The organism is Acinetobacter boissieri (assembly GCF_900096955.1).
GTDB classification, from domain to species: domain Bacteria; phylum Pseudomonadota; class Gammaproteobacteria; order Pseudomonadales; family Moraxellaceae; genus Acinetobacter; species Acinetobacter boissieri.
Map to the genome: position 1 here is coordinate 111906 of NZ_FMYL01000003.1, position 24004 is coordinate 135909.

The 24004-nt window shown below is 38.8% G+C and carries 19 protein-coding genes; 6 read left to right on the forward strand and 13 right to left on the reverse strand.

Annotated elements, in window-relative coordinates:
* Window positions 1-32 precede the first annotated feature (32 nt).
* Together BLS38_RS04125 and BLS38_RS04130 are read right to left on the reverse strand one after the other, a co-directional pair.
* On the reverse strand, window positions 33-674 hold the full coding sequence (locus BLS38_RS04125) for an HAD-IB family hydrolase (protein WP_425283456.1): 642 nt from the start codon (window positions 672-674) through the stop codon (window positions 33-35).
* On the reverse strand, window positions 641-1840 hold the full coding sequence (locus BLS38_RS04130; protein ID WP_092747076.1) for a DUF1615 domain-containing protein: 1200 nt from the start codon (window positions 1838-1840) through the stop codon (window positions 641-643). Before BLS38_RS04130 ends, BLS38_RS04125 begins: the two co-directional genes overlap by 34 nt.
* Before the next feature lie 166 nt (window positions 1841-2006).
* Between BLS38_RS04130 and BLS38_RS04135 the strand changes: the two genes are divergently transcribed.
* On the forward strand, window positions 2007-2225 hold the full coding sequence (locus tag BLS38_RS04135) for a hypothetical protein (protein ID WP_092747077.1): 219 nt from the start codon (window positions 2007-2009) through the stop codon (window positions 2223-2225).
* A gap of 28 nt (window positions 2226-2253) precedes the next feature.
* Here the strand turns inward: BLS38_RS04135 and proB are convergent, their stop codons facing one another.
* From proB to BLS38_RS04190, 11 genes are all read right to left on the reverse strand, one after another.
* Entirely contained in the window at window positions 2254-3393 is a 1140-nt protein-coding gene (gene proB / locus BLS38_RS04140) for a glutamate 5-kinase (RefSeq protein WP_092747078.1), read from the reverse strand.
* Window positions 3394-3410: 17 nt separating this feature from the next.
* Window positions 3411-4628: an Obg family GTPase CgtA gene (cgtA, locus tag BLS38_RS04145; RefSeq protein WP_092747079.1), complete on the reverse strand. Its 1218-nt coding sequence runs from the start codon at window positions 4626-4628 to the stop codon at window positions 3411-3413.
* 120 nt (window positions 4629-4748) lie between these two features.
* A complete protein-coding gene (gene rarD / locus BLS38_RS04150) occupies window positions 4749-5687 on the reverse strand; it encodes an EamA family transporter RarD (protein WP_092747080.1) in 939 nt (312 codons plus the stop codon).
* A 72-nt stretch (window positions 5688-5759) separates the two neighbouring features.
* Entirely contained in the window at window positions 5760-6317 is a 558-nt protein-coding gene (locus tag BLS38_RS04155; protein WP_171258532.1) for a lipocalin family protein, read from the reverse strand.
* 35 nt (window positions 6318-6352) lie between these two features.
* Window positions 6353-8371: an excinuclease ABC subunit UvrB gene (gene uvrB / locus BLS38_RS04160; RefSeq protein ID WP_092747082.1), complete on the reverse strand. Its 2019-nt coding sequence runs from the start codon at window positions 8369-8371 to the stop codon at window positions 6353-6355.
* 203 nt (window positions 8372-8574) lie between these two features.
* The gene (locus BLS38_RS04165; protein WP_092747242.1) at window positions 8575-10398 is read right to left on the reverse strand and encodes an ABC transporter ATP-binding protein; all 1824 of its coding nucleotides are present in this window, start codon (window positions 10396-10398) and stop codon (window positions 8575-8577) included.
* Window positions 10399-10534: 136 nt separating this feature from the next.
* Window positions 10535-10954, reverse strand: a complete 420-nt coding sequence (locus BLS38_RS04170) for an ExbD/TolR family protein (RefSeq protein WP_092747083.1) — start codon at window positions 10952-10954, stop codon at window positions 10535-10537.
* Between the two features lie 22 nt (window positions 10955-10976).
* Complete coding sequence (locus BLS38_RS04175) at window positions 10977-11402, reverse strand: ExbD/TolR family protein (RefSeq protein ID WP_092747084.1); 426 nt, start codon at window positions 11400-11402, stop codon at window positions 10977-10979.
* Between the two features lie 4 nt (window positions 11403-11406).
* Window positions 11407-12309 (reverse strand): MotA/TolQ/ExbB proton channel family protein, encoded by a 903-nt coding sequence (locus BLS38_RS04180; RefSeq protein WP_092747085.1) that lies wholly within the window; start codon window positions 12307-12309, stop codon window positions 11407-11409.
* 33 nt (window positions 12310-12342) lie between these two features.
* A complete protein-coding gene (locus BLS38_RS04185) occupies window positions 12343-13059 on the reverse strand; it encodes an energy transducer TonB (RefSeq protein ID WP_092747086.1) in 717 nt (238 codons plus the stop codon).
* Window positions 13060-13153: 94 nt separating this feature from the next.
* A complete protein-coding gene (locus BLS38_RS04190; RefSeq protein WP_092747087.1) occupies window positions 13154-15793 on the reverse strand; it encodes a TonB-dependent receptor in 2640 nt (879 codons plus the stop codon).
* A 503-nt stretch (window positions 15794-16296) separates the two neighbouring features.
* Here BLS38_RS04190 and BLS38_RS04195 point away from each other — a divergent pair.
* The 5 genes from BLS38_RS04195 to BLS38_RS04215 all read left to right on the forward strand — a co-directional run bounded on the left by BLS38_RS04195 (window position 16297) and on the right by BLS38_RS04215 (window position 23952).
* Window positions 16297-18150 (forward strand): ABC transporter substrate-binding protein, encoded by a 1854-nt coding sequence (locus BLS38_RS04195; protein ID WP_092747244.1) that lies wholly within the window; start codon window positions 16297-16299, stop codon window positions 18148-18150.
* A gap of 62 nt (window positions 18151-18212) precedes the next feature.
* Window positions 18213-20174: a M3 family metallopeptidase gene (locus BLS38_RS04200; protein WP_244518182.1), complete on the forward strand. Its 1962-nt coding sequence runs from the start codon at window positions 18213-18215 to the stop codon at window positions 20172-20174.
* Between the two features lie 27 nt (window positions 20175-20201).
* Complete coding sequence (locus tag BLS38_RS04205) at window positions 20202-21140, forward strand: ABC transporter permease (protein WP_092747089.1); 939 nt, start codon at window positions 20202-20204, stop codon at window positions 21138-21140.
* A gap of 51 nt (window positions 21141-21191) precedes the next feature.
* Complete coding sequence (locus BLS38_RS04210) at window positions 21192-22235, forward strand: ABC transporter permease (protein ID WP_092747246.1); 1044 nt, start codon at window positions 21192-21194, stop codon at window positions 22233-22235.
* Window positions 22236-22248: 13 nt separating this feature from the next.
* Window positions 22249-23952 carry an ABC transporter ATP-binding protein gene (locus BLS38_RS04215; protein WP_092747090.1) on the forward strand — a complete coding sequence of 568 codons (1704 nt, stop codon included), beginning with the start codon at window positions 22249-22251 and terminating at the stop codon, window positions 23950-23952.
* Window positions 23953-24004 lie beyond the last annotated feature (52 nt).

Here is a 24004-nt window from a genome sequence, read left to right on the forward strand (position 1 = left end):
TTAAATCGGTTAAACATTAAATGCTTAGGTTATTAAAACTTGCCCAGTATTGGTAGTGGGTCTTGCCCATACATATAAGGTTGCGTTGCGAGTGATAACATCGCTACATCTTCAAGTGTGTTGCCGTATGCGTAAATTTGTGAATATGTATTGAGATCATAACGCTGTTCTACACGGCGTTTTTTTTCTAACCCACTACAATCTGGTGTTTTATAAAAACCTGTTAATTGTCCATTTTTACTGTCAACTTCAGAGCTAATCAGGTCTACCTTTAGGCGATCACATAGAGGTTTTAAATAAATATCGACTGAAGCAGACACAATAACCACATCATGGCCCAATGCCTGATGTTGTTTGAGCTGTGCCAACAGTTGTGGATTTAAATACTTCTGTAATACATCGGTATAACTCATGGCATCATGTTGTACATGGTCCAACGACTGACCAGAAAACATATTATAAAATAGCTTTTTTCGCATTTTATCTGCTGAATATAAACCCAAATAATAATGGTTAATCCAAGGTAAAATAGATAGCCCTGTTTTCAGTACGTAACGGGCTTTAAAGGTATAAAAAATAAAGCCTGTAAAGCTATCTTTTAAGTACAGTGTGCCATCAAAATCAAAAAGTGCTAAAGATTTCATGAACGACCCGACCGTGTACGTTGCATACAAGCCACATAACGACTATTTACTTTTGAAGCATACCAGTTGGTATTATAATTTTTACTCAGTTTTGGCCCTGAGATAATCACTTCTGGCATGATTGCATAAGTCAATGCTTTTCCAAACTTTTGTTGATACAAGATTTTTACTTCGTTGTACGTTTGTGTTTTTTCAAAATCAATTTGCTTTTCTTGTTTTAAATCGCTTCGTACCTGTTTGGCTGAAATATTTACCGCATGATCAGCAAACAATCGATTTATTGCAAGCTCTGACTGGCTTCGGTCCGTCTGTATGTTTTCATTTTTATCATAAAGCAACAGATCACCATCTAATGAGAGTTTGGTTTTGGTTAGTTTAGTCAAAGCTTGTTGAAACGATGCATTACGGCTTGAGTACATCCCCGAATTATAGTCAGCAAAACGGTAAATCGGCTTTGCATAACCCGCTTGGTATAACATTAAACGATGTATACCATAATACAAACCACCATATTGAGTGTACAAATCATCTCTCAGCTCGTAAATATTCACACTATTACGTTGATGATCTTGTGCATAATTAATCAATACCTGCATTGAACCCAATGTAGTAATCGGATTCATACGTTCGCCAATATCTTGTCCAATCAGTTTTGCAGCGCCTGTAATCGCACTCACATGATAATGCTTCGTCATATAATCAAAAATTTGACGATATAAAATATCTAGATCTTTTTCTGTTTTAACTTTTCTCATTTGTGACAAATAACTATTGTCTGCACTTGGCTGTGTTTTTAATACGTTCAAAAAATACTTTGCAACAGGGGCACCAAAACGATCACCTAATTTTTCAGAGAATTTTTCCTCAAGGCGATTATTTACTTCTTTCACTGCTTTATCGCCTAAATTGGGCACTTGTGGATTGGCCACAAAGTTAGATTCTTGATCTACAATCGCAACAATACTACAGACGTTCGTTTTTGTTTTCTCAATACTTAAAGTATCCATAATACTGTAAATATCTTTAGCCCAAGACACTCGGTCATGTACACGTGATGGAATAAGATTTTTAATATTTTTTTCAGTTAAAATAGGCGTATCTTCATCTGTAGCGACATTATCTTTACCACAAGACACCACACCAAAACACAGTATCATAACCGTACAAGTACGAAAAAATTTAGAACAATGTCGCATAGAAAAACCTAAACTTTACTAAAAAGAACCACTGAGCAGTGGCTCAGAATTGTAAGGTCTTTTCAAATGAAAGTATATTTTTTAACAGCAAATTATGACGATTTTTTATTTGAAAAAACATTTTTTATTTGTATAGTAGATAAGTTATAAATTTATATTCATTACTATGAAACTCCACTTTTGCCCCAAAAAACAGAAAATTTTCATTCAACAAAAAAATGGCGACACAGTCAGTGAGCAAGATGTAACGTACGACAGCCTACTACTGACAGGTGCATTTATTTCAATGTGCCATGAAGGTGCTGTGACTATAAACGGGCAAGATGGTCAACCTATTTTTGACATAGAAGTTAATTATCATCCAAAAAACAAAGACGCCGTATAAACAGCGTCTTTTTAAAACCTAAAAATGATTAATAAATTACCATTTGGTCTCTATGAATCATTTCTAAAGAACCTAGCACATTCGCACCAAGTACTTGTTTAACTTTATCTGTGGCTAAACCTTTAATGATTTCAGCATGTTTCGCACTAAAGTTAACTCGACCTACAGCAACACGCTGCCCTTGTAAGTCGACACACTCAACCACATCACCACGTTCAAAATGACCTTGTACGCCTTGAACACCCACCGGTAATAAACTGCGCTGTTGTGCTTTAATTGCAGTGACTGCACCATCATCTAGCAATAAACGTCCTGCTGTTTGTAAATGCGCCGCCAACCACTGCTTACGTGCAGCAATTGGGTCACCATCTACCACAAACAACGTACCTAGCTCTTCGCCTTGCATTAAACGTACTAAAACTTGTTCACTGTCACCACTGGCTACAATCGTGTCACAGCCTGAACGTGCTGCCAATCGTGCTGCTCGTACCTTAGTCACCATACCGCCACGACCTAACGCGCCACCATCGCCTGCCATACTAAACAGCTCATCATCAAGTGCTGGCACAGTTGAAAGCAATTTTGCATCTGGATTATGGCGTGGGTCTGCGTTAAACATACCTTGTTGGTCTGTCAGTATGACAAGTAAGTCTGCATTGACTTGACAGGCAACCATGGCTGCCAGCGTATCATTATCACCAAACTTAATTTCATACGTCGATACAGTATCATTTTCATTAATAACAGGAATAACACGCCAATCAATCAAATGTTGCAAAGCATCACATGCATTTAAATAGCGTCTACGGTCACTCAAATCGTCATGCGTAAGCAATACTTGAGCTGTTTTAATGTCGTGTTGATCAAGCACACTCGACCATGTTTGTACTAGTCCCATTTGGCCTAGTGCAGCACATGCTTGTAAGCTCGGAAGATCTATGGGTCGCTCAGCAAGTTTCATACGTACAACACCTTCTGCTACTGCACCTGAAGACACCAAAATAATTTGGTGCCCTGCATGGTGTAATTGTGCAATTTGATGTGCCCAATGAGAAATTGCTTGTATGTCTAAGCCTCGACCATTTGCTGTGAGCAAAGATGAGCCTATTTTGACCACTATACGCTGACAACGTTCTAACTGACGTTGTCCATCGACGACCTTAATCATGATCTCCTCACTCGTACTTAGCGTACGTAATACACTTCCATTTCGCCATCATCTTCATCATCATCTTCGTCGTCATAATCATCACCTAGATCAGCCATACGCTGTTCTTTACGCATTTGACGATATGCTTCTTTCGCAGCCAATGTTTGTTCACGTGTTTCAGCTTCCAGCTGATCACGGAATGCTTTCATTTGTGCTGCATATTCTGGATCTTCTGCCTCACGCTCTTGTTGTTGTTCAATTTGATCCATCAAATAGTACACAACGTCTTTTGTGCCTTCAGACATTAAACCAGACGTTTTAAATACTGGACCTGTCCATTCAAGCTCACTGATGATGTGTTCAGACCACTCATCTTTTGCACTGTCTTCCAATTGATCCAGTTTATTTAAAACTAGGACCACAGGTAACTGTGATAGCGTTGGTGAGAATTTTTGGAGTTCTTTTAAAATTGCTCGTGCGTTGTGTATTGGATCTGAACCGTCAATCGGTTGAACATCTACAATATGTAGTAAAATACGGGTACGTGCCAAGTGTTTTAAGAAACGAATTCCTAGACCTGCACCTTCAGCAGCGCCTTCTATAAGCCCAGGAATATCCGCCATTACAAATGAACGATGTCTGTCTGCATCAACCACGCCTAAATTTGGCACCATCGTGGTAAATGGATAATCAGCCACTTTCGGTTTTGCTGCAGATACTGCACGTATAAATGTAGATTTTCCTGCATTTGGCATACCAAGTAAGCCCACATCAGCCAGTACTTTGAGCTCAAGACGAATTTCACGAAACTCACCTTTCACGCCTGTGGTAAATTTACGTGGTGCACGGTTAGTTGATGATTTGAAGTGAGTGTTTCCTAGACCACCATCACCACCTTTTGCGACTAAATAGCGTTGACCTGCTGCAACCAAATCACCAATAATATCGCCTGAATCTGTATCTACAATGGTTGTACCTACAGGAACATTTAATACAATATCTGGTGCACCACGACCTGCGCAGTTCGCCCCCGAGCCATTTTTACCACGTTCTGCACGAAAACGGCGTGTATAACGAAAATCAACTAATGTGCTAGTGTTATCGTCAGCTTCAATATATACGTTACCACCACGACCACCATCGCCACCATCTGGCCCACCAAACGGTACAAATTTTTCACGGCGAAAACTGGCTACGCCATTGCCTCCGTCGCCAGCCTCTACTGTAATGACTGCTTCATCAACAAAACGCATGCGCCAATCCTCTAAATATAAAAACAACTGTGTATTGTCGCATATTGTACCTGATTTCATACAGAGGTATAGCTACTATTCTTTCTGGATACGCATACTATTTACACGAATCTATGTTTTTTAAGAAGATTTACTATTTTTTTCAGCTGATTTTGCAATTTTAGTCAGCCATAATTGACGATGCTGGCGCTTTTTATATAAATGTAGCGTACCTTCGATAATTAAAATCACAACAGCAAACCAAATGGGTGCATACCCCCAAATTTGAGTTGTAGTCAGTCGTTCACCAATGGCCAATGAAGCAAGTGCAAGTAATACAGGCTCCAGGTAACTCAGTAACCCAAATAACACCATAGGCAAATAACGGCTAGCCAAAATATAAGAGCCCAAGCCAAGTGCACTGAATATGCCTAAACCTGCAATCACCACAATAAGTTGAGGTTGATCTATAAAAGTATGCCAAGGTTGTGCCCATGTAGACACAAAGTAAAAAGCCACAGGCAACATGAGTACGTTATCAAACCAAAAACCGCCTAAATGGTCAGTCTGTATCGCTTTTCTTAAAAAGAAATAGGCAGAATAACCCACAGCAACCAATATCGTTTCCCATGCAATACTACCCACTTGCCAAATTTGAATAACAACACCAACCAGTGCAAACAGTACTGCGGTTTTTTGGAGTCTTGATACTTTTTCTTTATAAACGACTGAACCTACCAGAACCAATACTAAAGGCAGTAAAAAGTAACCCAATGATACTTGCATACCACGCCCATGCATCGGTGCCCATAAAAATAGCCATAGTTGCAAACCACCTAAAATTGCTGTTGCAATCATACCCAATATAAGCTTAGGATCACGGCATATACGCTGAAAAATCTCTGTAATACGCTGTATATCTTTGGTAAAACACATGAACACAGTCAAAAATGGCAATAAAGAAATCATGCGCCAGCCAAAGGCTTGGGAACCATCAAACACGTGCAATAATTGACTGTAAAAGTACAATACACCAAACATACTTGAGGCAAGCACAGAAAAAATAATCCCTTGAACCACACTTTACCTCATTACTCAAATAAGACGTTTATTTACATTGAAAGAATTTTTATTGCTTTTAAGTGACCTAAATTAATGTTCTATCTGTAAGGTCGCTTTAAAATCTGAAACATCATACCCAATTTGTTTGGCATATTCTAAATAACTTTGCCATACACTATTGGAAATATGTGGCGTTCTCGCCAATAGCCATAAATATTTACGTGCTGGGTCTCCAACCAATGCCGTTTGGTACTGGTCATCTCGTTTTAAAATCCAATAATCACCACGGCCTATAGGTAACCCACGAATGGCTTTAGGCAAAAAGCTCACTTCTAACTGGCTATTGTGAGGTGCATTTAAAATAAATGCCTCGCCATTCGCAACGCTTTTTTGTTTGTCTTCCTTAATACAACTATTTTCTACACTTAGTGTACCTTGTGCTGTAAGTGCATAACGGGCTTGTACATCTTGAACACAACTGCGCTGAAAAAACATCGGTTTGCGGGCAATTTCATACCATGTACCCAAGTATTGATTAACATTGACCGAATCGACAGCTCGTATAGGCGCTATCGCACTATTATCTGCCATTACGGCATGACATTGTAATGACAAAAAAATTGCAAAAAAGATATGCTTTATTTTCATATTGGATGCTCTTATTGAATAAAGTCTCATTCAGCTTACTGTAATGCATAAGATTTTAAGCGTGAAATTTCATCTCGTAACCGTGCTGCATCTTCAAACTGTAATTCTTTAGATGCTTTAAGCATGTCTTTTTCAAGTTTAGCTAAATGTTTAGCAAATACTTTAGGGTTTGCAAGTATATACTGCTCATCTGCGCTCAAAGTATCTGTTGCCGCGACAACAACTGCACCCTCATCATCTGTGATATCTTCACCGGCATCAAGCTCTTTAACCACTTTTCTAATGGTGCTTCGTGGTGTGATTCCATGTTCAAGGTTAAATGCAATTTGTTTTTGTCTACGGCGGTCAGTTTCATCAATCGCTTTTTGCATTGAGTCTGTAATACGGTCTGCATATAAAATAGCCTTACCTTTTACATTTCGAGCAGCACGACCAATGGTTTGTATGAGTGAACGTTCAGAGCGTAAAAAGCCCTCTTTATCTGCATCAAGTATCGCAACCAGCGAGACTTCCGGCATATCTAAACCTTCTCGCAACAAGTTAATACCAATCAGAACATCATAAATACCACTGCGTAAATCATGAATAATTTTTACTCGTTCGACTGTATCTATGTCTGAATGCAAATATGCCACTTTTACCGAGTATTCTTTTAAATAAGAAGTTAAGTCTTCAGCCATACGTTTGGTTAACGTCGTAATCAGTACTCGCTCGTCATTTGCACTGCGTATATTAATTTCAGATAGAACATCGTCGACTTGGGTGAGTACAGGTCTAATTTCAATTTCAGGGTCAATCAAACCTGTTGGACGAACGACCTGTTCGGCAATTTGTTCTGCCTTTTCAAGCTCGTATTTGGCAGGTGTTGCACTCACAAATAAAGTTGTAGGAACAATTCTTTCCCACTCCTCAAATTTCATGGGACGGTTATCTAAGGCGCTCGGTAAACGAAAACCATAGTTGACTAAGTTTTCTTTACGCGAGCGGTCACCTTTATACATTGCACCAATCTGTGGCACACTCACGTGTGATTCATCAATAATTAGCAATGCATCTTCAGGAATATAGTCAAATAGTGTGGGTGGTGCCTCTCCTGCTTGACGGCCAGACAAATGCCTAGAGTAGTTTTCAATCCCGTTGGAATAACCCAGTTGCTGAAGCATTTCTAAATCATAGCGCGTGCGCTGTTCAATACGCTGTGCTTCAAGCAGTTTATTTTCTGCAGTAAAATGAGCGATCTGACCTCGAAGTTCTTCTTTTATAGTGTCAATCGCACGGTGTAAATTGTCTTTCGGGGTAACGTAATGGCTTTTAGGGTAAATGGTAATACGTGACACTTTACGCACAAGTTTACCGTTAATCGGGTCAAACCAGCGTATTGAGTCAACTTCATCATCAAATAATTCTATACGTACCGCATATTGGTCAGATTCCGCAGGAAAAATATCAATAATTTCACCTCGTATACGATAAGTCCCTCGTAAAAATTCAAGCTCGTTACGCATATATTGCATTTCAACCAAACGGCGAATAATCTCATCTCGGTTTACTCGGTCGCCTTCCACCACATGCAATAGCATTTGCATATACGCTTGTGGGTCACCCAAACCATAAATTGCAGATACAGAAGCCACAATAATGGCATCTTTTCGCTCTAATAGTGAGCGTGTTGCAGACAGACGCATTTGGTCAATATGGTCGTTAATGGCCGAGTCTTTTTCAATAAATGTATCTGATGATGGTACATATGCTTCTGGCTGATAGTAGTCATAGTAACTAACAAAATATTCTACCGCATTATAAGGAAAAAATGATTTAAACTCGCCATATAGTTGTGCAGCAAGGGTTTTATTGTGTGCCATAATAATGGTTGGGCGTTGCGTTTGAGCAATTACATTCGCCATAGTATATGTTTTACCTGAGCCTGTTACGCCAAGTAACAACTGATTTTTTAAACCACGCTCAATACCAGACACAATTTTTTTAATCGCTTCTGGTTGGTCACCTGCAGGTTGATAGTCTGTGACTAGATCAAAAGGCTGTTCGCTCAAAATATTCTCTCAAGTTATAGTACACGCCGTTGTTTATTGATATTGGGTGTATATGTTTAGGAATCAAGCATAAAATGCCTATGTCATTATGACAAGAGAAGAAAAGTAATCACACTTGAATCTATAGGTATTTGATGGCTGAGATAAAAAACCCTACCATTTCAAAATGTGTAGGGTTTTATTGGTTTTAACAACACTCCAAAATATTACTCGACCAAGAAGCCACCTGTTTGTTTTTTCCACAAGTTGGCATATACGCCGTTATGTTCAAGGAGTTCCGCATGCGAGCCTTGCTCAATAATATCGCCTTGGTCTAACACAATAATCCGATCCATTTGTGCAATGGTAGAGAGTCTGTGTGCTATAGCAATGACCGTTTTGTCTTGCATAAGCTCAGTTAAGTTCTGTTGAATAATGCTTTCAGCATCTGAGTCTAAAGCACTGGTTGCCTCATCTAAAATAAGAATCGGTGCATTTTTCAGTAAAACTCTTGCAATGGCAATACGTTGGCGTTGACCGCCAGATAATTTTACACCTCGCTCACCTACTTCAGCCTCTAAACCAACTCGGCCTTTACTATCAATTAAAAATGGTAAGAAATCTTCAATATGCGCCTGTTTGAGTACCTTTTGAACATCTTGATCTGAAGCATCTAACTTACCATATTTAATATTTTCTTGAATAGAACGGTGCAACAGTGAAGTATCTTGGGTAACTAGCGCAATACAATGTCTTAAACTTTCTTGTTGAACTTTAGAAATGTCTTGACCATCTATTTTAATCGCACCACTTTTTACATCATAAAAGCGTAATAGTAGCTGAATAAGTGTAGATTTACCTGCACCTGAGCGACCGACCACACCAATTTTCTCACCTGCTTTTATGGTAAAACTCAAGCCATTAAAAACATGTTTTTTATGGTATGAAAATGCCACATCATCAAACTTAATCTCACCTCGTTTTAAATCAAGTGGTTTTGCATCTTCAACATCTGTAATCAGTACTGGCTTACTTAAAGTTTTTTTACCATCTTGAATGGTTCCTACATTTTCAAACAATCCTGCCAATTGCCACATAATAAACTCACTCAAACTACTGAGTTTTAAAATCATGGCTGTTGCGGCTGCAATCACCCCCACACCAATTTGACCGTGTTGCCATAAATAAATGGCTGTACCAAGCACACCAATAAAAAGCACTGCACTCATGAATTTCAAACATATTTCAAACCCTGTAGTGAGTCGAAACATTTTCAGCAGTGCAGTTAGAAAACCATTCATAGATGATTTACTGTAATCTAGCTCTTGCTGTGTATGTGCAAAGAGTTTTACTGTTTGAATATTGGTATAAGTGTCTGTAATGTGACCTGTAATGATTGAACGTGTATTTGCCGTATCCTGTGCAGCTTTTCCAAGCTTAGGTACAAAGTAAAAAATAGCAATAATAAAAATAACAAACCAAATAAATAACGGCACTAGTAGTTGAGGCGATGTTGCTCCTAGCAAAATGCTAATCGACAAGAAATACACTAAAATATGAATGATTACTTCAGTAATAATGAGAAAGAAATCTCTGACTGCCCATGCGGTCTGCAATACCTTTGCAGTCAATTTCCCTGAAAACTCACTACTAAAAAAATCTAAACTCTGTTGTAAAAAAATATTGTGAAAACGCCAGCGTAATCGCATTGGAAACAGTGGCACTAAAATTTGATGCTTTACCATAGACAGCACAGATACCACGACTACATTCAATAACAGTAACATGACCAATTGAATCAATTGTACTTTATAGTCTTGCAAAAAATGTGTTGGTGTACTTGCATTAATCCAGTTAATAATATCGCCCATAGCACTAAATAAATAGGCTTCTAAAGCAGAAGTGATTGCTGTTAATACCACAGCAATCAGTAAATATTTTCTTACACCATCGGTACATTCCCATAAAAAAGCAAAAAACTTGTCAGGCAATGGCGTGTTCTTATATTGGTCGGGGTATGGATTTACCCTTTGCTCCAACCAATCCAGCAACTTACTTTTCATTATTTTTCCCAGTATTATCAATATTTTATATTATAAAAGCACCACACAAATTGAGTATTATTGTCATTATAATGAAAAAAGCCCCTATGCTAGGGGCTTTAAAATATAGATTTTACTTCATGGTTTACTCACCATTCATAATGCCCATATTTTTTACACCCAATCGCTGTGCAGCTGCCATAACCAATGCAACATCTTTATAAGAAGCTTGCGCTTCTGGTTTAATGTGCACTTGATCTTGTTCAGCTTGTTTAGAAACAGCTGTCAATCTTGCTTCTAATATTGTTTTGTCTGCAACACGTTCACCATTCCACAAAATATCACCGTTTGGTTTAATGTTAATGGTAACGACCTCTGGTGGTTTTTCATTCGTTGGTGGTGATGGCGCAGGCATATTAATATTAATTGCATTATTTGGAATTGGAATTGTGATAATGAACATAATGATCAAAACCAACATGACATCAATTAATGGTGTCATGTTGACTTCTAACATTACATCACCATCATCATCTGAGCTACTTGGGCTCGGCGTCATTCCCATAACATTCTCCTTTCAATTCACCCTAACCACGTGCAGGCGGTTGAGTAACAAATGATATTTTTATGATGCCAGCTTGTTGCACAGTTTCAATAACTTTGCCAATTGACTCAAAGTGTGTCTGTTGATCACCACGAATATGTACTTCTGGTTGTGGTCGCTTCACTGAATTTTCTTTCAGTTTGCTCAACAATGTATCTTGATTTGGTATGTACTGTTCATTCCAAAAGACTTGACCATCTTTATTTACCGCAAGCGTAATATTATCCGCTTTTGCTGCATACTTTTGGTCAACTTCTTCTGGTAATTTCACAGGAATTGTATGCGTCACTACTGGTACTGTGATTAAGAAAATAATGAGCAGTACTAGCATGACGTCGACCAATGGTGTGGTGTTAATGACGCCAATTACGTCATCATCATCACCCTCAGAACCAACGTTCATTCCCATAGTTTTACTCCACAGTTTTTGATTTTGGTTGAGCAGGTGCTTCACCAGAAACCATGTTTCCACTGAGAGCAACGGCATGCACGTCTGCACCAAATGAACGAACTTCTTCTAAAATTGCTTTATTACGACGAATTAACCAGTTATAACCCAGTACCGCAGGTACCGCAACTGCAAGACCAATTGCTGTCATAATCAATGCTTCACCTACAGGGCCAGCAACTTTATCAATAGACGCTTGACCAGATACGCCAATCGCTGTTAGTGCATGGTAAATACCCCATACTGTACCAAATAAACCAATAAATGGAGATGTTGAGCCCACTGTTGCTAAAAATGCAAGGCCACCGGCTAAACGACTTTGTACTTTCTCTACAGCACGTTGGATAGTCATCGTTACCCAAGTATTGAAATCAATCTTGTCTAACATGTGACTGCCGTGGTTTTGTGTAGATGAATGTGCTTTTTCAGCAATGAAACGATACGCACTTTTTTGATCTAGTGTTTTTGCACCTTGCTCTATTGTACTTGCACTCCAAAACTTTTGGCGTGCCAACTGACCTTGCTTTTTCACTTGTTGTTGTTCAAGGAACTTGGTCACAATGATATACCATGTACCTGCAGACATCAGTAACATAATAATTAAAGTACCACGAGCAACGAAGTCACCTTCACGCCATACTGCACCTAAACCATACGGATTTTCCACTTTCTCTGAAGTAGCTGCAGCAGCTGGCGGTGTAGGTTGAACTGAAGAAGATACCATAGCAGGTGCTTTTTGCTCTGTTACTACTTGTGATGCAGCAGGTTTTTCTTCTGCCATGCTGTAAGTAGATACAAAACTTGCACTACATAGTGCAACCATTGCAGAGGCTTTTGCGACTTTTTTCAATAAAGATGCTTTTTCCATGTTCGTCTTCCAAATCTATTTAAATGTATAAACTTAATCAAGTTTAAAGGTATATTCCAAACTAATTGATCCAGCTACAGCAGAACCATCTTTCATTGCAGGTGCAAATACGCATTTTTTATATGCATTTACAGTTGCTTTATCTAAGTTTCTAGACCCAGATGATTTTGCAACTTTTGCATTCGCAACATGACCATCAGCGCCAACATCAAGCTCTAATTTCACAGTACCTTGCTCTTCATTTGCAAGCGCTTCTTGAGGGTACTGCGGTGTTGGACAGCTTGCCGAAGCACTTCCTGATACACCTTTTGTTTCACCTTTTGGCTTTTCAGGTGCTGGTGGCGCAGGTGTTGCAGTCACCTCTTTTGCAGGTGGACTCGGTGGTGCTTTTACTTCACTTTGTGTCGTCACCTTCGGTGCATCTGCCTGTACTGGCGGTGCAATTTGTGGTTTTGGCACAAATGGTGCTGGTTTTACTGGTTTAGGCGTTGGTTTCGGATCAGGTTTTGGAACAACTTTTTCCTTAACAGGTTTCGGTGTTTCTTTCGGCTGTATAATCGGTTTAGGCGGTGGTGGTGGCTTTACAGGTTGAATAATTTGCATTTCAACCGGCGGCTCGACTGGTTTAATAATTGGTTTATCAAGACCTGTTACTAAGGCATAAATTAACAAGCCGTGAAGTAAAACAACTATTCCTATTCCTATGAATCGCTTTGTAGAACGTTCTTTGCCGTCCTGTGAAAAATTCATAATAGTTGCACCTATATTGCAAGCAGCCAAATATAAAATATATTGGCTGCCAAGTTCACAATTAATCGTTGGATAAACTTGAAAGTTTTACCAATTAAAATTTATATGTTACACGACCAAAGTAGGTACGTCCCATCGCATCACTATAACGTGCGTCATAGCCCATTTGGAAATTATCTACAACATTTGACTTCGGTGGCTGTGCATTTAACACATTTTTAATACCTAGAGTAATACTGGTATTCTTAAAGCCAGTATACGAACCTGAAAGATTATACAGTGTATAATTTGATACTTTGTGGTTTTGATCACTTACGTTTTGATCTACATACCCTTTAAAGAAAGTTTGTTGTAAATTTAGGCTCCATGTGTCGTAGCTCCAGTTTACATTTGCATTATGTTTCCAACGAGTAATGACAGATCCAAAGTTTGAATTATATTGACCAACAGCACTATACCACTGACCACCTTTTTCAGTTTGGAATTTATATCTATCTACATAAGTACCATCAATGCCTAGTGTTAAACGACCATACTGAGACATTGGGCTACGCCATTGAATACCTAAATCTATACCAGATGTTTTCGTGCCGCCCATATTCTGTAGACTTTCATTCACATAATCTAAAGAACCATCTGATTTACGTACATAGTTTGCCGCATATTTTACAGGATCTGAGAAAATTGCGCTTTCTGTAGGAGCACTTACCTGATTTTTGACTTCAATATTAAAGTAGTCTACAGATAATACGACATTTTTAATTGGCTCATACACAAAACCAACCGTAAATGTTTTTGATTTTTCTGCCTCTAGGCTTGAATTACCACCAGTTTTGGCATAGAACTGTGTATTACAGTCGCGTACTGCATTACCACCAGCAGTAGGTGTACCACCTTTACACAGCACAGGGTCATTCCAGCTCGCCGCAGTATAGGTTTTATAGTTGGCACTATGCATTTCATACAAACTTGGTGCACGGAAGCCTGTAGAGAAGCTACCACGCATCATAAACTGTTTTACCGGTTCCCAACGTAAAGCAACTTTTGGGTTAAATGTACCACCAAAGTCACTGTAATCATCATAACGTGCAGCAAGCTGCGCACTTAGACTTTTAAAAATAGGCACTTGAAGTTCAGTAAATACTGCTTTTAAGTTACGTGTACCTGTACTAGCACCCTTAGTTGAGTCAACCCCTGTACTTGCAACCAAGCTATTAACTGCTGCATTTTGGGTTTGTGACCATTCATCACGGCGTAAACCACCACCAACCGCAAAGCCAACATCACCTGCAGGTAAAGTAAAAATAGCACGGCTTGCAGTAAAGTCAAAATTCGTACTTTCAAGTTGCGCACTTTGTGACAAACCACTAATGCTCATGCTGTTCCAAATATTCGCATTTGCACTCGCACCAAATGGGTTTAATGTGCCATTCGCCAAGTTATCGCGTACTTTTTGGTTGTCTATATAACCACTATATAGTGAATCTTCGCCTTGACTTTTTGCGTAACTAATACCGGTATTAATATCCCAATCTGCAACACTACCATCTAGACCTAATAAAACACGGTCTGCTTTTTGTGTAGTCTCACTTATACGGTTTCCAGCTTGAGAACGAATATTAAGTGACAAGTCTTGGCCATTTGCACCCGAAATTGCAGGAGTAATGCCTTTACCTGGGTAGTACGAGCTTGTACTTGGTATATAGTAATCACTACCACCACCCGCTAAAACATCTGGTGCAACAGTGGTAGTCATTCTATTTTCAGAATGCACATATTCAGCAATCGCATTTAAGTTATCTGTTAGCTTCAACGTACCTTTACCCAAAACAGAGAAAGTCTCTTCTTCAGGAATAATACCTATGTCTGCTTGACTATTATAACGACAATTTTTTCCAGATACTGTGTTCTTAGTAGTATCGCCACAACCAGTACTTGCGTATGGGTTACCAATGCCTGGAATGTTGGCAGGGAAAGAGCTACCACTGGTACGGTTCACACCGAGCTCTGGTAAAATACCGCCACGGCGTGATGCTTCACGTTGATTCGCCATTACGCTGTCTTGTTTGCCGTAAGTCGCTGCACCGTATACGTTAAAACCTTGGTCTTCTAAAGAACCATAACCACCAAATAAACTGTAGTTCTGTTTATCGCCACCACTTTTTTGTGGGGCTGCGCCTTCAACAGTTACTCCTGCGCCTTGGTATTGTTTTTTCGTAATAAAGTTAATTACCCCACCAATTGCATCTGTACCGTAAATTGCTGATGCACCATCTTTAAGCACTTCAATACGGTCAATCAGTGCCAATGGTATTGTACTTAAATCCACTGTAGATGTATCGAATGGTGTATTGGCTAAACGGCGACCATTGAGCAATACCAATGTTTTATTTGGACCTAAACCACGTAAATCAGCCACAGAGCCTGCTGTACCACTACGCCCTACATTGCTTGCAGCAACAAAAGATGATTGGTTAGCTGATACAGTAGATAAAGCCTCTTCTGCTGTAGTTACCCCTTGTTTCGCTAAATCTTCTGTTCTGACAATAGAAATAGGTGATGAACTTTGTGAAGCCACACCTTTAATGGACGACCCAGTCACGGTAATTTTTTCAACTTTAGCAGTTGCTGGTGTATCAGCCGCATTACTGATTACACTTGTTAACGTAAAACCAATTCCAACCGTGCCGGTTAAAACTGCTCGAATAGAACGGGTAAGTCGATTCTGTTTCATGGTCGCCCTCTTTTAATTGGGTATAAAATATGGAGTATTCGTTAACAATTTCGATACTTTGTAATATAACTGCAATGAGCATGCCACTTCTTTTAAAAAAATAAAAATATTTTGATTTAATAAAATTATATTTTTTTATTATTTAATACAAAAACCTAATACCAACTAAAAAACAAACTTAAACCATTAATAAACTTATAAAAATTAATTATATTTCATTTTAATGAAAATTTGGCACAATGTTCGCATACAACTATTGTTAGATGGTTTATAGTGTACTTAACAGAATAAATGTCTATTCGTGTTCAGATTACTTTGTAATCAAATTCACATTATCTACACATTATATTCGCATTTAATGCATATTTTGAGATTTAAACCACATTTTGTATACTTTCAAGTATGTTTTTTTTTGGTGCAAATATAAAAAATTGCACTAATTTAAACTAACATGCTAAAAGCAACAAAAAATGGCAAAACCCTTACTTTACGAGCGTCTTCTAATGAAAACTGAATTGAATTTAACTCTCAACTGGCTAAAACCAAAACAGCAGAAGCAAAAAGCATTCACTCGTATAAAAAAACAGGGCCTCGCTTGTATACTTTTTGCATGCCTAAATACAATACCATTACACAGCTATGCAGCAGACCCCAATAAAGTCATTCACACTTACTTTTCAGGTGCTGAAACTGGTTTTGACCCTGTGGCTACAAATGATATACCTTCTAGCCAAATTAATGATTCTATTTTTGAAACACTCTATGCTTATGACTATTTAGCAAGACCGCTTAAACTGATTCCACTTACTGCTGTAGATTTACCTCAAATTAGTGCAGATGGCCTAACATATACTATTAAAATAAAACCGGGCATCTACTTTAGTAACGACCCTGTCTTTAAAGGCAAAAAACGGGAACTCACCTCATACGATTATGCCTATAGTTTAAAACGTTTACTAGACCCTCAATTACACTCACCGAACAGCTGGCTGATTGAAGGAAAGCTTGTAGGTAGCCAAGAGTTTGTAGATAAATCGAAAAAAACTGGCACTTTTGATTACAATACCAAATTCCCCGGTATTGAAACACCAGATCGCTATACACTCATTTTACGTTTAAATGAAAAAGACTATAACTTAGCAATGATACTTGCACATGGACCAACTGCTGCTGTAGCCAAAGAAGCGATTGAAAAATATAAAAATAGTGTGGGATATGCAATGGCTAACCCTGTAGGTACGGGCCCTTACCTACTCAGTAAATGGGTACGTGCATCACGTATTGTGTTAACAGCCAACCCAGACTACCGAGGCTATACTTGGAACTTTAAATCAAAAGACTTTAATGACCGAAAAATCATTGCTGAAATGACTGGCAAAAAAATGCCGCAAATCGGTGTGGTAGATATACAAATTATTGGAGAAGCTCAGTCGCAATGGCTTGCATTTAAACAAAAACAACTCGACTGGATTAGCTTACCCGCCAATATGGTTGGAGATGTAATTGAACATGGTGAGCTCAAACCTGAATATAAACAAGCAGGCATGACTCTCTCAAGTATTACAGACCTCATCGCAGCTTATGCATTTTGGAATATGAAAGACCCTGTTGTGGGTGGACTCACTAAAGATAAAATTGCTTTACGAAAAGCCATTATGATGTCATTTTCCAAAGAAAAGTACCTTAATGTACTAAGTAACGGTGTAGGTATTCCCTTAAACTCGGCAATTCCACCTAATATTGTCGGTTATGATCCGAACTATCAATCTACCACACCGTATTCAGTGCGAGGTGCCAACTTATTACTCGACAAATATAACTATAAAGTCGGCGCAGATGGCTATCGAACACTTCCGAATGGAAAACCACTCACAATCACGTATACCACCGCTACAAGTGGTAACTCAGCAGTCAGTGACTTTTGGCAACGTAGCTTAAAAGCCATTCATATAAAATTTGTGAATAAAACCATGCAATTCCCAGATTACTTAAAAGCACAAAAACAGTGTACTTTACAAATGGGGATACAAGGTTGGGTTGCAGATTATCCAGATGGTGACAACTTCTTGCAATTATTTTATGGGCCAAATACTTATGCATCTAACTTTGGCTGTACTGCTATTCCAGAGTTTGACAAACTCTATGCACAGTCTAAAGCCATGCCCGCAGGGCCAGAGCGTCAAGCACTGTATTTAAAAATGATGCGCATACTTGATGTATATGCTGCGATTATGCCAATTAGTACGCCATACGAAAATACGGTAATTCAACCCTATATTCAAGGCTACAAAAGCCACCCTATGTCAAGTGTTATCCCTTGGATATATATAGATACTACAAAAACAACAAACAAATAATCGAGTAATGACACATGAAAAAAACGCAATGTCTACCACAACGCTTAGCACTTGCAGTGAGTATGGCCTTCACTGCAACTGGCATATATGCACAAACTGATGCAACCTATCCAACCATTCCATTATTGGGTGTGCAAGATGTAACAGTAGGCTGTAAACAACACATTCAAAATTATCACAATGATGTGAAGCAACTTGAACAAACTAAAAACAATACATCATGGTTTGCCATGTGGGACAAATTTAATGCTAAACAACAAGACTTTATGGGTCCTGTTGAAATACTGAGTCAAGTGTCGCCAGATGCAACGCTACGTCAACATGCGGAAGACTGTATTGTCGAATATACAAAATTTACAACTGATCTTTATCAAAATGAAATCATTTATCAAAAGTTTAAACAGAGTGCTCCACGTGATGCCATCGATACCAAATTTAAACAAGACAATTTAGAAAGCTTTGAAGATACTGGCGTAGGTTTAAGCACAGAGAAAAAAGTACAACTTAAAAACATACTCGAACAACTCACTCAACTGAGCCAAGAATATGATCGTAATGTCAGAGAAAATAAAACTAAACTCGAATTTACCGCAGATCAACTCAAGGGATTACCTGAAAGCTATATTACTAATTTAAAGAAAAATGCTGCGGGGCACTACCTACTCGGTTTTGAATACCCTGAATACAATCCGTTTATGCAATTGGCAGATGATGACCAAGCAAGACAAAAATACTATTATGAGTTTACCCGCCGTGGTACAGAAAAAAATCTAGCCATATTAAAAAATATAATGGATTTACGCTACCAAATGGCGCAAATTTTTGGTTATCCAAGTTATGCAGATTGGGCAACTAAAAATCGTATGGCCAAAGACTCAAAAACAGTTAATCAATTTTTAGCTAATGTTAAAAACTTTGTCACACCACTTCAACAACAAACGCTTGATCAACTCCAAGCATTTAAAGCAAAAACGCTTAACATTCCACTGAGTGATGCAAAAATTCAACCGTGGAGTACCAGTTATTGGGGTGAAAAATACCGCAAAGCCAATTATCAAGTAGACCAAGAACAACTTCGCCAATATTTCCCAACTGAAGCATCTCAGGCTTGGCTACTGGCCATCACTTCACACTTATATGGTATGCGCTTCGAACAAGCCCAAGTACCCGTATGGCAAAAAGAAGTGCGTTACTTTAACGTATTTGATGCAAAAACCAACCAGTTTTTAGGCGGACTGTATATCGACCCGTTCCCACGTGAAGGAAAGTATGGCCACGCAGCTGTATGGCCAATTTATGGTTCAAGTACGCTCACTAAGCGCACGCCTATTGCGGTACTCGTCACCAACTTTAACCGTAAAGGGCTCAATGCGGATGAGCTTGAAACCTTTGTACACGAGTTTGGGCATGCGATGCACAACATCTTGTCTAAAACCCGTTATGTTGGCCAAGCAGGAACCAGTGTTGAACGTGACTTTGTTGAAGCGCCATCACAAATGTATGAGGAATGGGCTAAAAACTTACAACCACTCAGCCAGCTCTCTCATTACTGTTCACCAGCTTGCCCAACTGTAGACCAAGCATTAGTCACTCGTTTAAATGCCGCTAAAAACTATGGCGCAAGCATACAATATGCTCGTCAAACCCTATATGCGCAGTATGACATGAGTATCCATGCAGCAGATGCTCTACAAAAAGACCCAATGACCGTATGGAAAAACATGGAAACGCAAACATCATTGGGTTATATGGATGGTACAGAGTTCCCAGGACAATTTGGGCATTTAGTCAGCGGTTATGGTGCGGGATATTATGGCTATATGTGGTCACAAGTGATTGCTTTAGACATGCTGTCTGCTTACAAAGGTAATTTAATGGATAGCCAAGTTGGGCAACGCTACCGCCAAACGATCCTTTCTCAAGGCAGTCAAAAACCTGCTACTGAATTGATTAAAGACTTTTTAAAACGCCCAACCAACAACACTGCTTTTTATCAAGAAATTGGCGGACAACGCTTAAAGTAACTTATGTACTACACAGGAGATTGAAATATGTTGGCGTACATTATTCGACGGCTTTGGCAAATGGTTCCGACCATGTTAGGCGTGATCGTACTTGTTTTTTTCTTATTTAGTTGGGTCGGCGGTGATCCTGCATATATTCTTGCAGGTAAAATGGCCAATGCCGAACAAATTGAAAATATTCGAACACAACTGGGCGTAAATCAGCCTTATTATGTGCAATTATGGATATTTATCAAACAAGTCATCACTTTTGATTATGGCCTGAGCTGGAGTACTGGCGAAACTGTAAGCCAAGTGATCACATCTCGTATAGGGCCGAGTTTAACACTGCTCGTTCCGTTACTCATTTTTCAAACAGTTATATCTATCATTTTAGCACTGGCCATTTCTTTGGTACGTGGTACATGGATTGACCGTTCATTTATGGCTGCATGTACCGTTGCCATGTCTGTGAGTATTTTAGTTTATATTATTTTATTTCAATACTTCTTAGCCTATAAACTTAACCTATTTCCAGTACAAGGTTGGGGCAATAATTTTTGGAGTAATTTATTTCATTACTCGCCACTACCTATTTTAATTATGCTCGCCGTCAGTATTGCACCAACGCTCAGGTTATACCGTAGTTTTATACTTGATGAAGTTGGACAAGACTACATTCGTACAGCACGTGCAAAAGGCGTGAGTGAGCCTAGAATTTTATTTGTACATGTATTGCGTAATGCATCTATTCCTATTGTAACAGATGTTATGGCTGGCCTACCTGCTTTGCTCATTGGCGCATTTTTAATCGAACGCTTCTTTGGTATTCCGGGTATTGGGCGTGAAGTCATTTTAGCGGTTGAACGCAGTGACTTCCCTGTGATTAAAGCCATTACTATTTACGTGGCCGCACTTACCATGCTTTTTAACCTATTGGCAGATGTTATTTACAAAGCCATTGATCCTCGCTTGAAACTAAAATAGGTCGGTGAATTAATTATGTCTACATCAAATCCTTCACTAAAAGATACAAGCATGGCTCAAGCATCTTCACCATCGAATAGCTTATGGGCGCTGGCTTGGAAACGGCTTAGAAAAGATAAAGCAGCAATGATTTCTTTTGCTATTGTATTGGCTTACTTAGTTATGCTCATTTTGTCTATGACAGGTCTTATTGCTAAAAACTGGGACAAAGAAGTGGCTGTAAGCTATGCACCACCAACACTTATGAGCTACTTTGGTAAAACAGCAGAAACAAGTAATGCGCTCACTGTTCAAGATACACTCCTCAGTAAAGCCAATTTACCAAGCTATGGTATAGAAGACCCTTTAGCAAAAGATATGCAAGACATTCGTCAAACTGTTCAGCAACACCCTATTGATGATAAAGCGCAGCTTGCCTCTACGCTCACTTTTGGTGCAGACCGTTGGGGTGTCGATATTATTAGTAAAACGATTAAAGGGTCAGAAACTTCAATTTTAGTCGGTATTATTGCTGCAGTATTTTCTGTCATCTTGGGTACAGCGCTAGGTGCAGTATCCGGCTATTTCGGTGGCTGGATTGATGATGTGATTAACTGGTTTTACAACGTATTTACCTCTATTCCATATATGCTTCTCATTTTAGCGATTGCAGCTGTTTTACAAAAGCAAGGTTTAATGTCAATTATCATTATTTTAGCACTTACAGGTTGGACAGGTACTTATCGCCTCATTCGTGCTGAATACATGAAACATACGCATCGTGAATACGTTTTGGCTGCAAAAGCCATTGGTGTAAGCCATTTTCGCCGTATGTTTGTACACATTTTTCCGAACGTAAGTCATATTGCATTGGTTCAAATGTCTATTTTAGTAGTGGGATTCATTAAAGCTGAAGTTATTTTAAGCTTTTTAGGTTTTGGTGTCCCTGTAGGAACAGCCTCTTGGGGCAGTATGCTGAGTGAAGCACAAAGTGAGTTTTTACTTGGCAAATGGTGGCAATTGGTTGCTGCTACAACAGCAATGGCCATTTTAGTCACTGCATTTTCACTCTTTACCGATGCACTTCGTGATGCATTAGATCCAAAGTTAAAATAAGGGCGTTTCGAAAATGACTAGACCATTGCTATCGATTGAAAACCTACATGTTTATTTTAAATCTGATAACGGTTATACCGAAGCCATTAAAGGCATTTCTTTTGAGATTGAGCCCAATCAAACTGTTGCGTTGGTCGGTGAATCTGGAAGTGGTAAATCTGTAACTTCTTTGGCAACAATGGGACTTCTGCCCCCACAGCAAAGTAAAATTGATTCACACAGTAAAATTATTTTTGAAGGTAAAAATCTTTTAGAATATTCAACTAAATCTCTCAGAAAATTATGCGGTAAAGACATTGCGATGATTTTCCAAGAGCCTATGTCATCTCTAAACCCTGTATTTAGTGTAGGCTCACAGGTTGCTGAAATATTAAAAATACATACGACACTTTCAAAAAGTGAAATCAAAAATAAAGTGATTGATTTATTTACTGAAGTAGGCTTACCCGCACCTGAAAGTAAATACAATGCTTACCCTAGTGAATTGTCTGGTGGTCAACAGCAACGTGTCATGATTGCTATGGCAATCGCTTGCGAGCCAAAATTACTTATTGCAGATGAGCCAACTACAGCGTTAGACGTAACCATACAAAAGCAAATTATAGACTTACTCGAAAGTATTCGTCAGCGTAGACAAATGTCTATGCTCTTTATCACCCATGATCTATCACTTGTCGGTGAAATTGCAGATAAAGTAGTGGTCATGCGTTATGGTGTGATTAGAGAACAAGGCGATGCTCAACAAGTTTTAGAACACCCTAAAGATATTTATACTCAAGCATTACTTAAATGTCGCCCACAACTAGATACTCGCCCTTACTTTTTGCCAGTCACTTCTGATTATATGACTCAAGATGGTGAAAAAATTGCATCTACTCCTGAGCATTTATATCAAACAGTCAAACAAAGACAACGTGGTATTCAAGGTAATGAAGAAATTATACTTGAAGCAAAATCTTTAAGAAAAGTCTTTACTTCACGTAAAGGACTTTTTAAAAAAGAAGAGTTCGTTGCTGTTAAAGATGCCTCTTTTAAACTGGCTAAAGGTAAAACCTTAGGTTTAGTAGGTGAATCAGGCTCTGGTAAAACAACCATTGGTTTATTGCTCATGCGTTTGCATGAAGCTAGTGGTGGTAAAGTTTTAATTGATGGTAAAGACATTTTAGCCATGTCTGAGCGAGAGTTTGAAGCATACCAACGAAAAATACAGATTATCTTTCAAAACCCGTATGCATCGCTTAACCCTCGTTTTACCATTGGGCAAATCTTAATTGAACCAATGCAAGTACATGGCATTGGCAAAGATGATGCTGAACGGAAACAAGTTGCACTTGAGTTACTTAAGCGAGTCAGCCTACCTGAAAGTGCATACAATCGCTACCCACATGAATTTTCTGGTGGGCAACGCCAACGTATTGCCATCGCACGTTGCTTAACACTAAAACCTGAAATTATCATTTGTGATGAATCTGTTTCTGCGTTAGATGTATCTGTACAAGCACAAGTGCTGAATTTATTACAAGAGCTGCAAGATGAGTTTCAGCTCAGTTATATCTTTATTTCGCACGACTTGGCTGTTGTAAAATATATCTCAGATCAAGTCATGGTCATGAACCACGGCGATATTGTTGAAATTGCCAATTCAGATGATCTATACCATCACCCTAAACACGAATATACTAAAAAATTACTCAGTGCCATTCCTAAAGGCATTTGAAAAATATAAAAAAGGTGGGCTAGCCCACCTTTTTTAATCAGAAAAATTACGT

Bases quoted from the DNA above. Each gene is read 5' to 3' on its own strand.
- cgtA (WP_092747079.1), bottom strand. From the start codon at position 4,628: ATGCGTTTTGTTGATGAAGCAGTCATTACAGTAGAGGCTGGCGACGGA.
- BLS38_RS04180 (WP_092747085.1), bottom strand. From the start codon at position 12,309: ATGGAAAAAGCATCTTTATTGAAAAAAGTCGCAAAAGCCTCTGCAATG.
- BLS38_RS04200 (WP_244518182.1), top strand. From the start codon at position 18,213: ATGGCCTTCACTGCAACTGGCATATATGCACAAACTGATGCAACCTAT.
- proB (WP_092747078.1), bottom strand. From the start codon at position 3,393: ATGATTAAGGTCGTCGATGGACAACGTCAGTTAGAACGTTGTCAGCGT.
- BLS38_RS04130 (WP_092747076.1), bottom strand. From the start codon at position 1,840: ATGCGACATTGTTCTAAATTTTTTCGTACTTGTACGGTTATGATACTG.
- BLS38_RS04210 (WP_092747246.1), top strand. From the start codon at position 21,192: ATGGCTCAAGCATCTTCACCATCGAATAGCTTATGGGCGCTGGCTTGG.
- BLS38_RS04205 (WP_092747089.1), top strand. From the start codon at position 20,202: ATGTTGGCGTACATTATTCGACGGCTTTGGCAAATGGTTCCGACCATG.
- BLS38_RS04170 (WP_092747083.1), bottom strand. From the start codon at position 10,954: ATGGGAATGACGCCGAGCCCAAGTAGCTCAGATGATGATGGTGATGTA.
- BLS38_RS04190 (WP_092747087.1), bottom strand. From the start codon at position 15,793: ATGAAACAGAATCGACTTACCCGTTCTATTCGAGCAGTTTTAACCGGC.
- BLS38_RS04195 (WP_092747244.1), top strand. From the start codon at position 16,297: ATGAAAACTGAATTGAATTTAACTCTCAACTGGCTAAAACCAAAACAG.
- BLS38_RS04215 (WP_092747090.1), top strand. From the start codon at position 22,249: ATGACTAGACCATTGCTATCGATTGAAAACCTACATGTTTATTTTAAA.
- BLS38_RS04155 (WP_171258532.1), bottom strand. From the start codon at position 6,317: ATGAAAATAAAGCATATCTTTTTTGCAATTTTTTTGTCATTACAATGT.
- BLS38_RS04135 (WP_092747077.1), top strand. From the start codon at position 2,007: ATGAAACTCCACTTTTGCCCCAAAAAACAGAAAATTTTCATTCAACAA.
- BLS38_RS04185 (WP_092747086.1), bottom strand. From the start codon at position 13,059: ATGAATTTTTCACAGGACGGCAAAGAACGTTCTACAAAGCGATTCATA.
- BLS38_RS04175 (WP_092747084.1), bottom strand. From the start codon at position 11,402: ATGGGAATGAACGTTGGTTCTGAGGGTGATGATGATGACGTAATTGGC.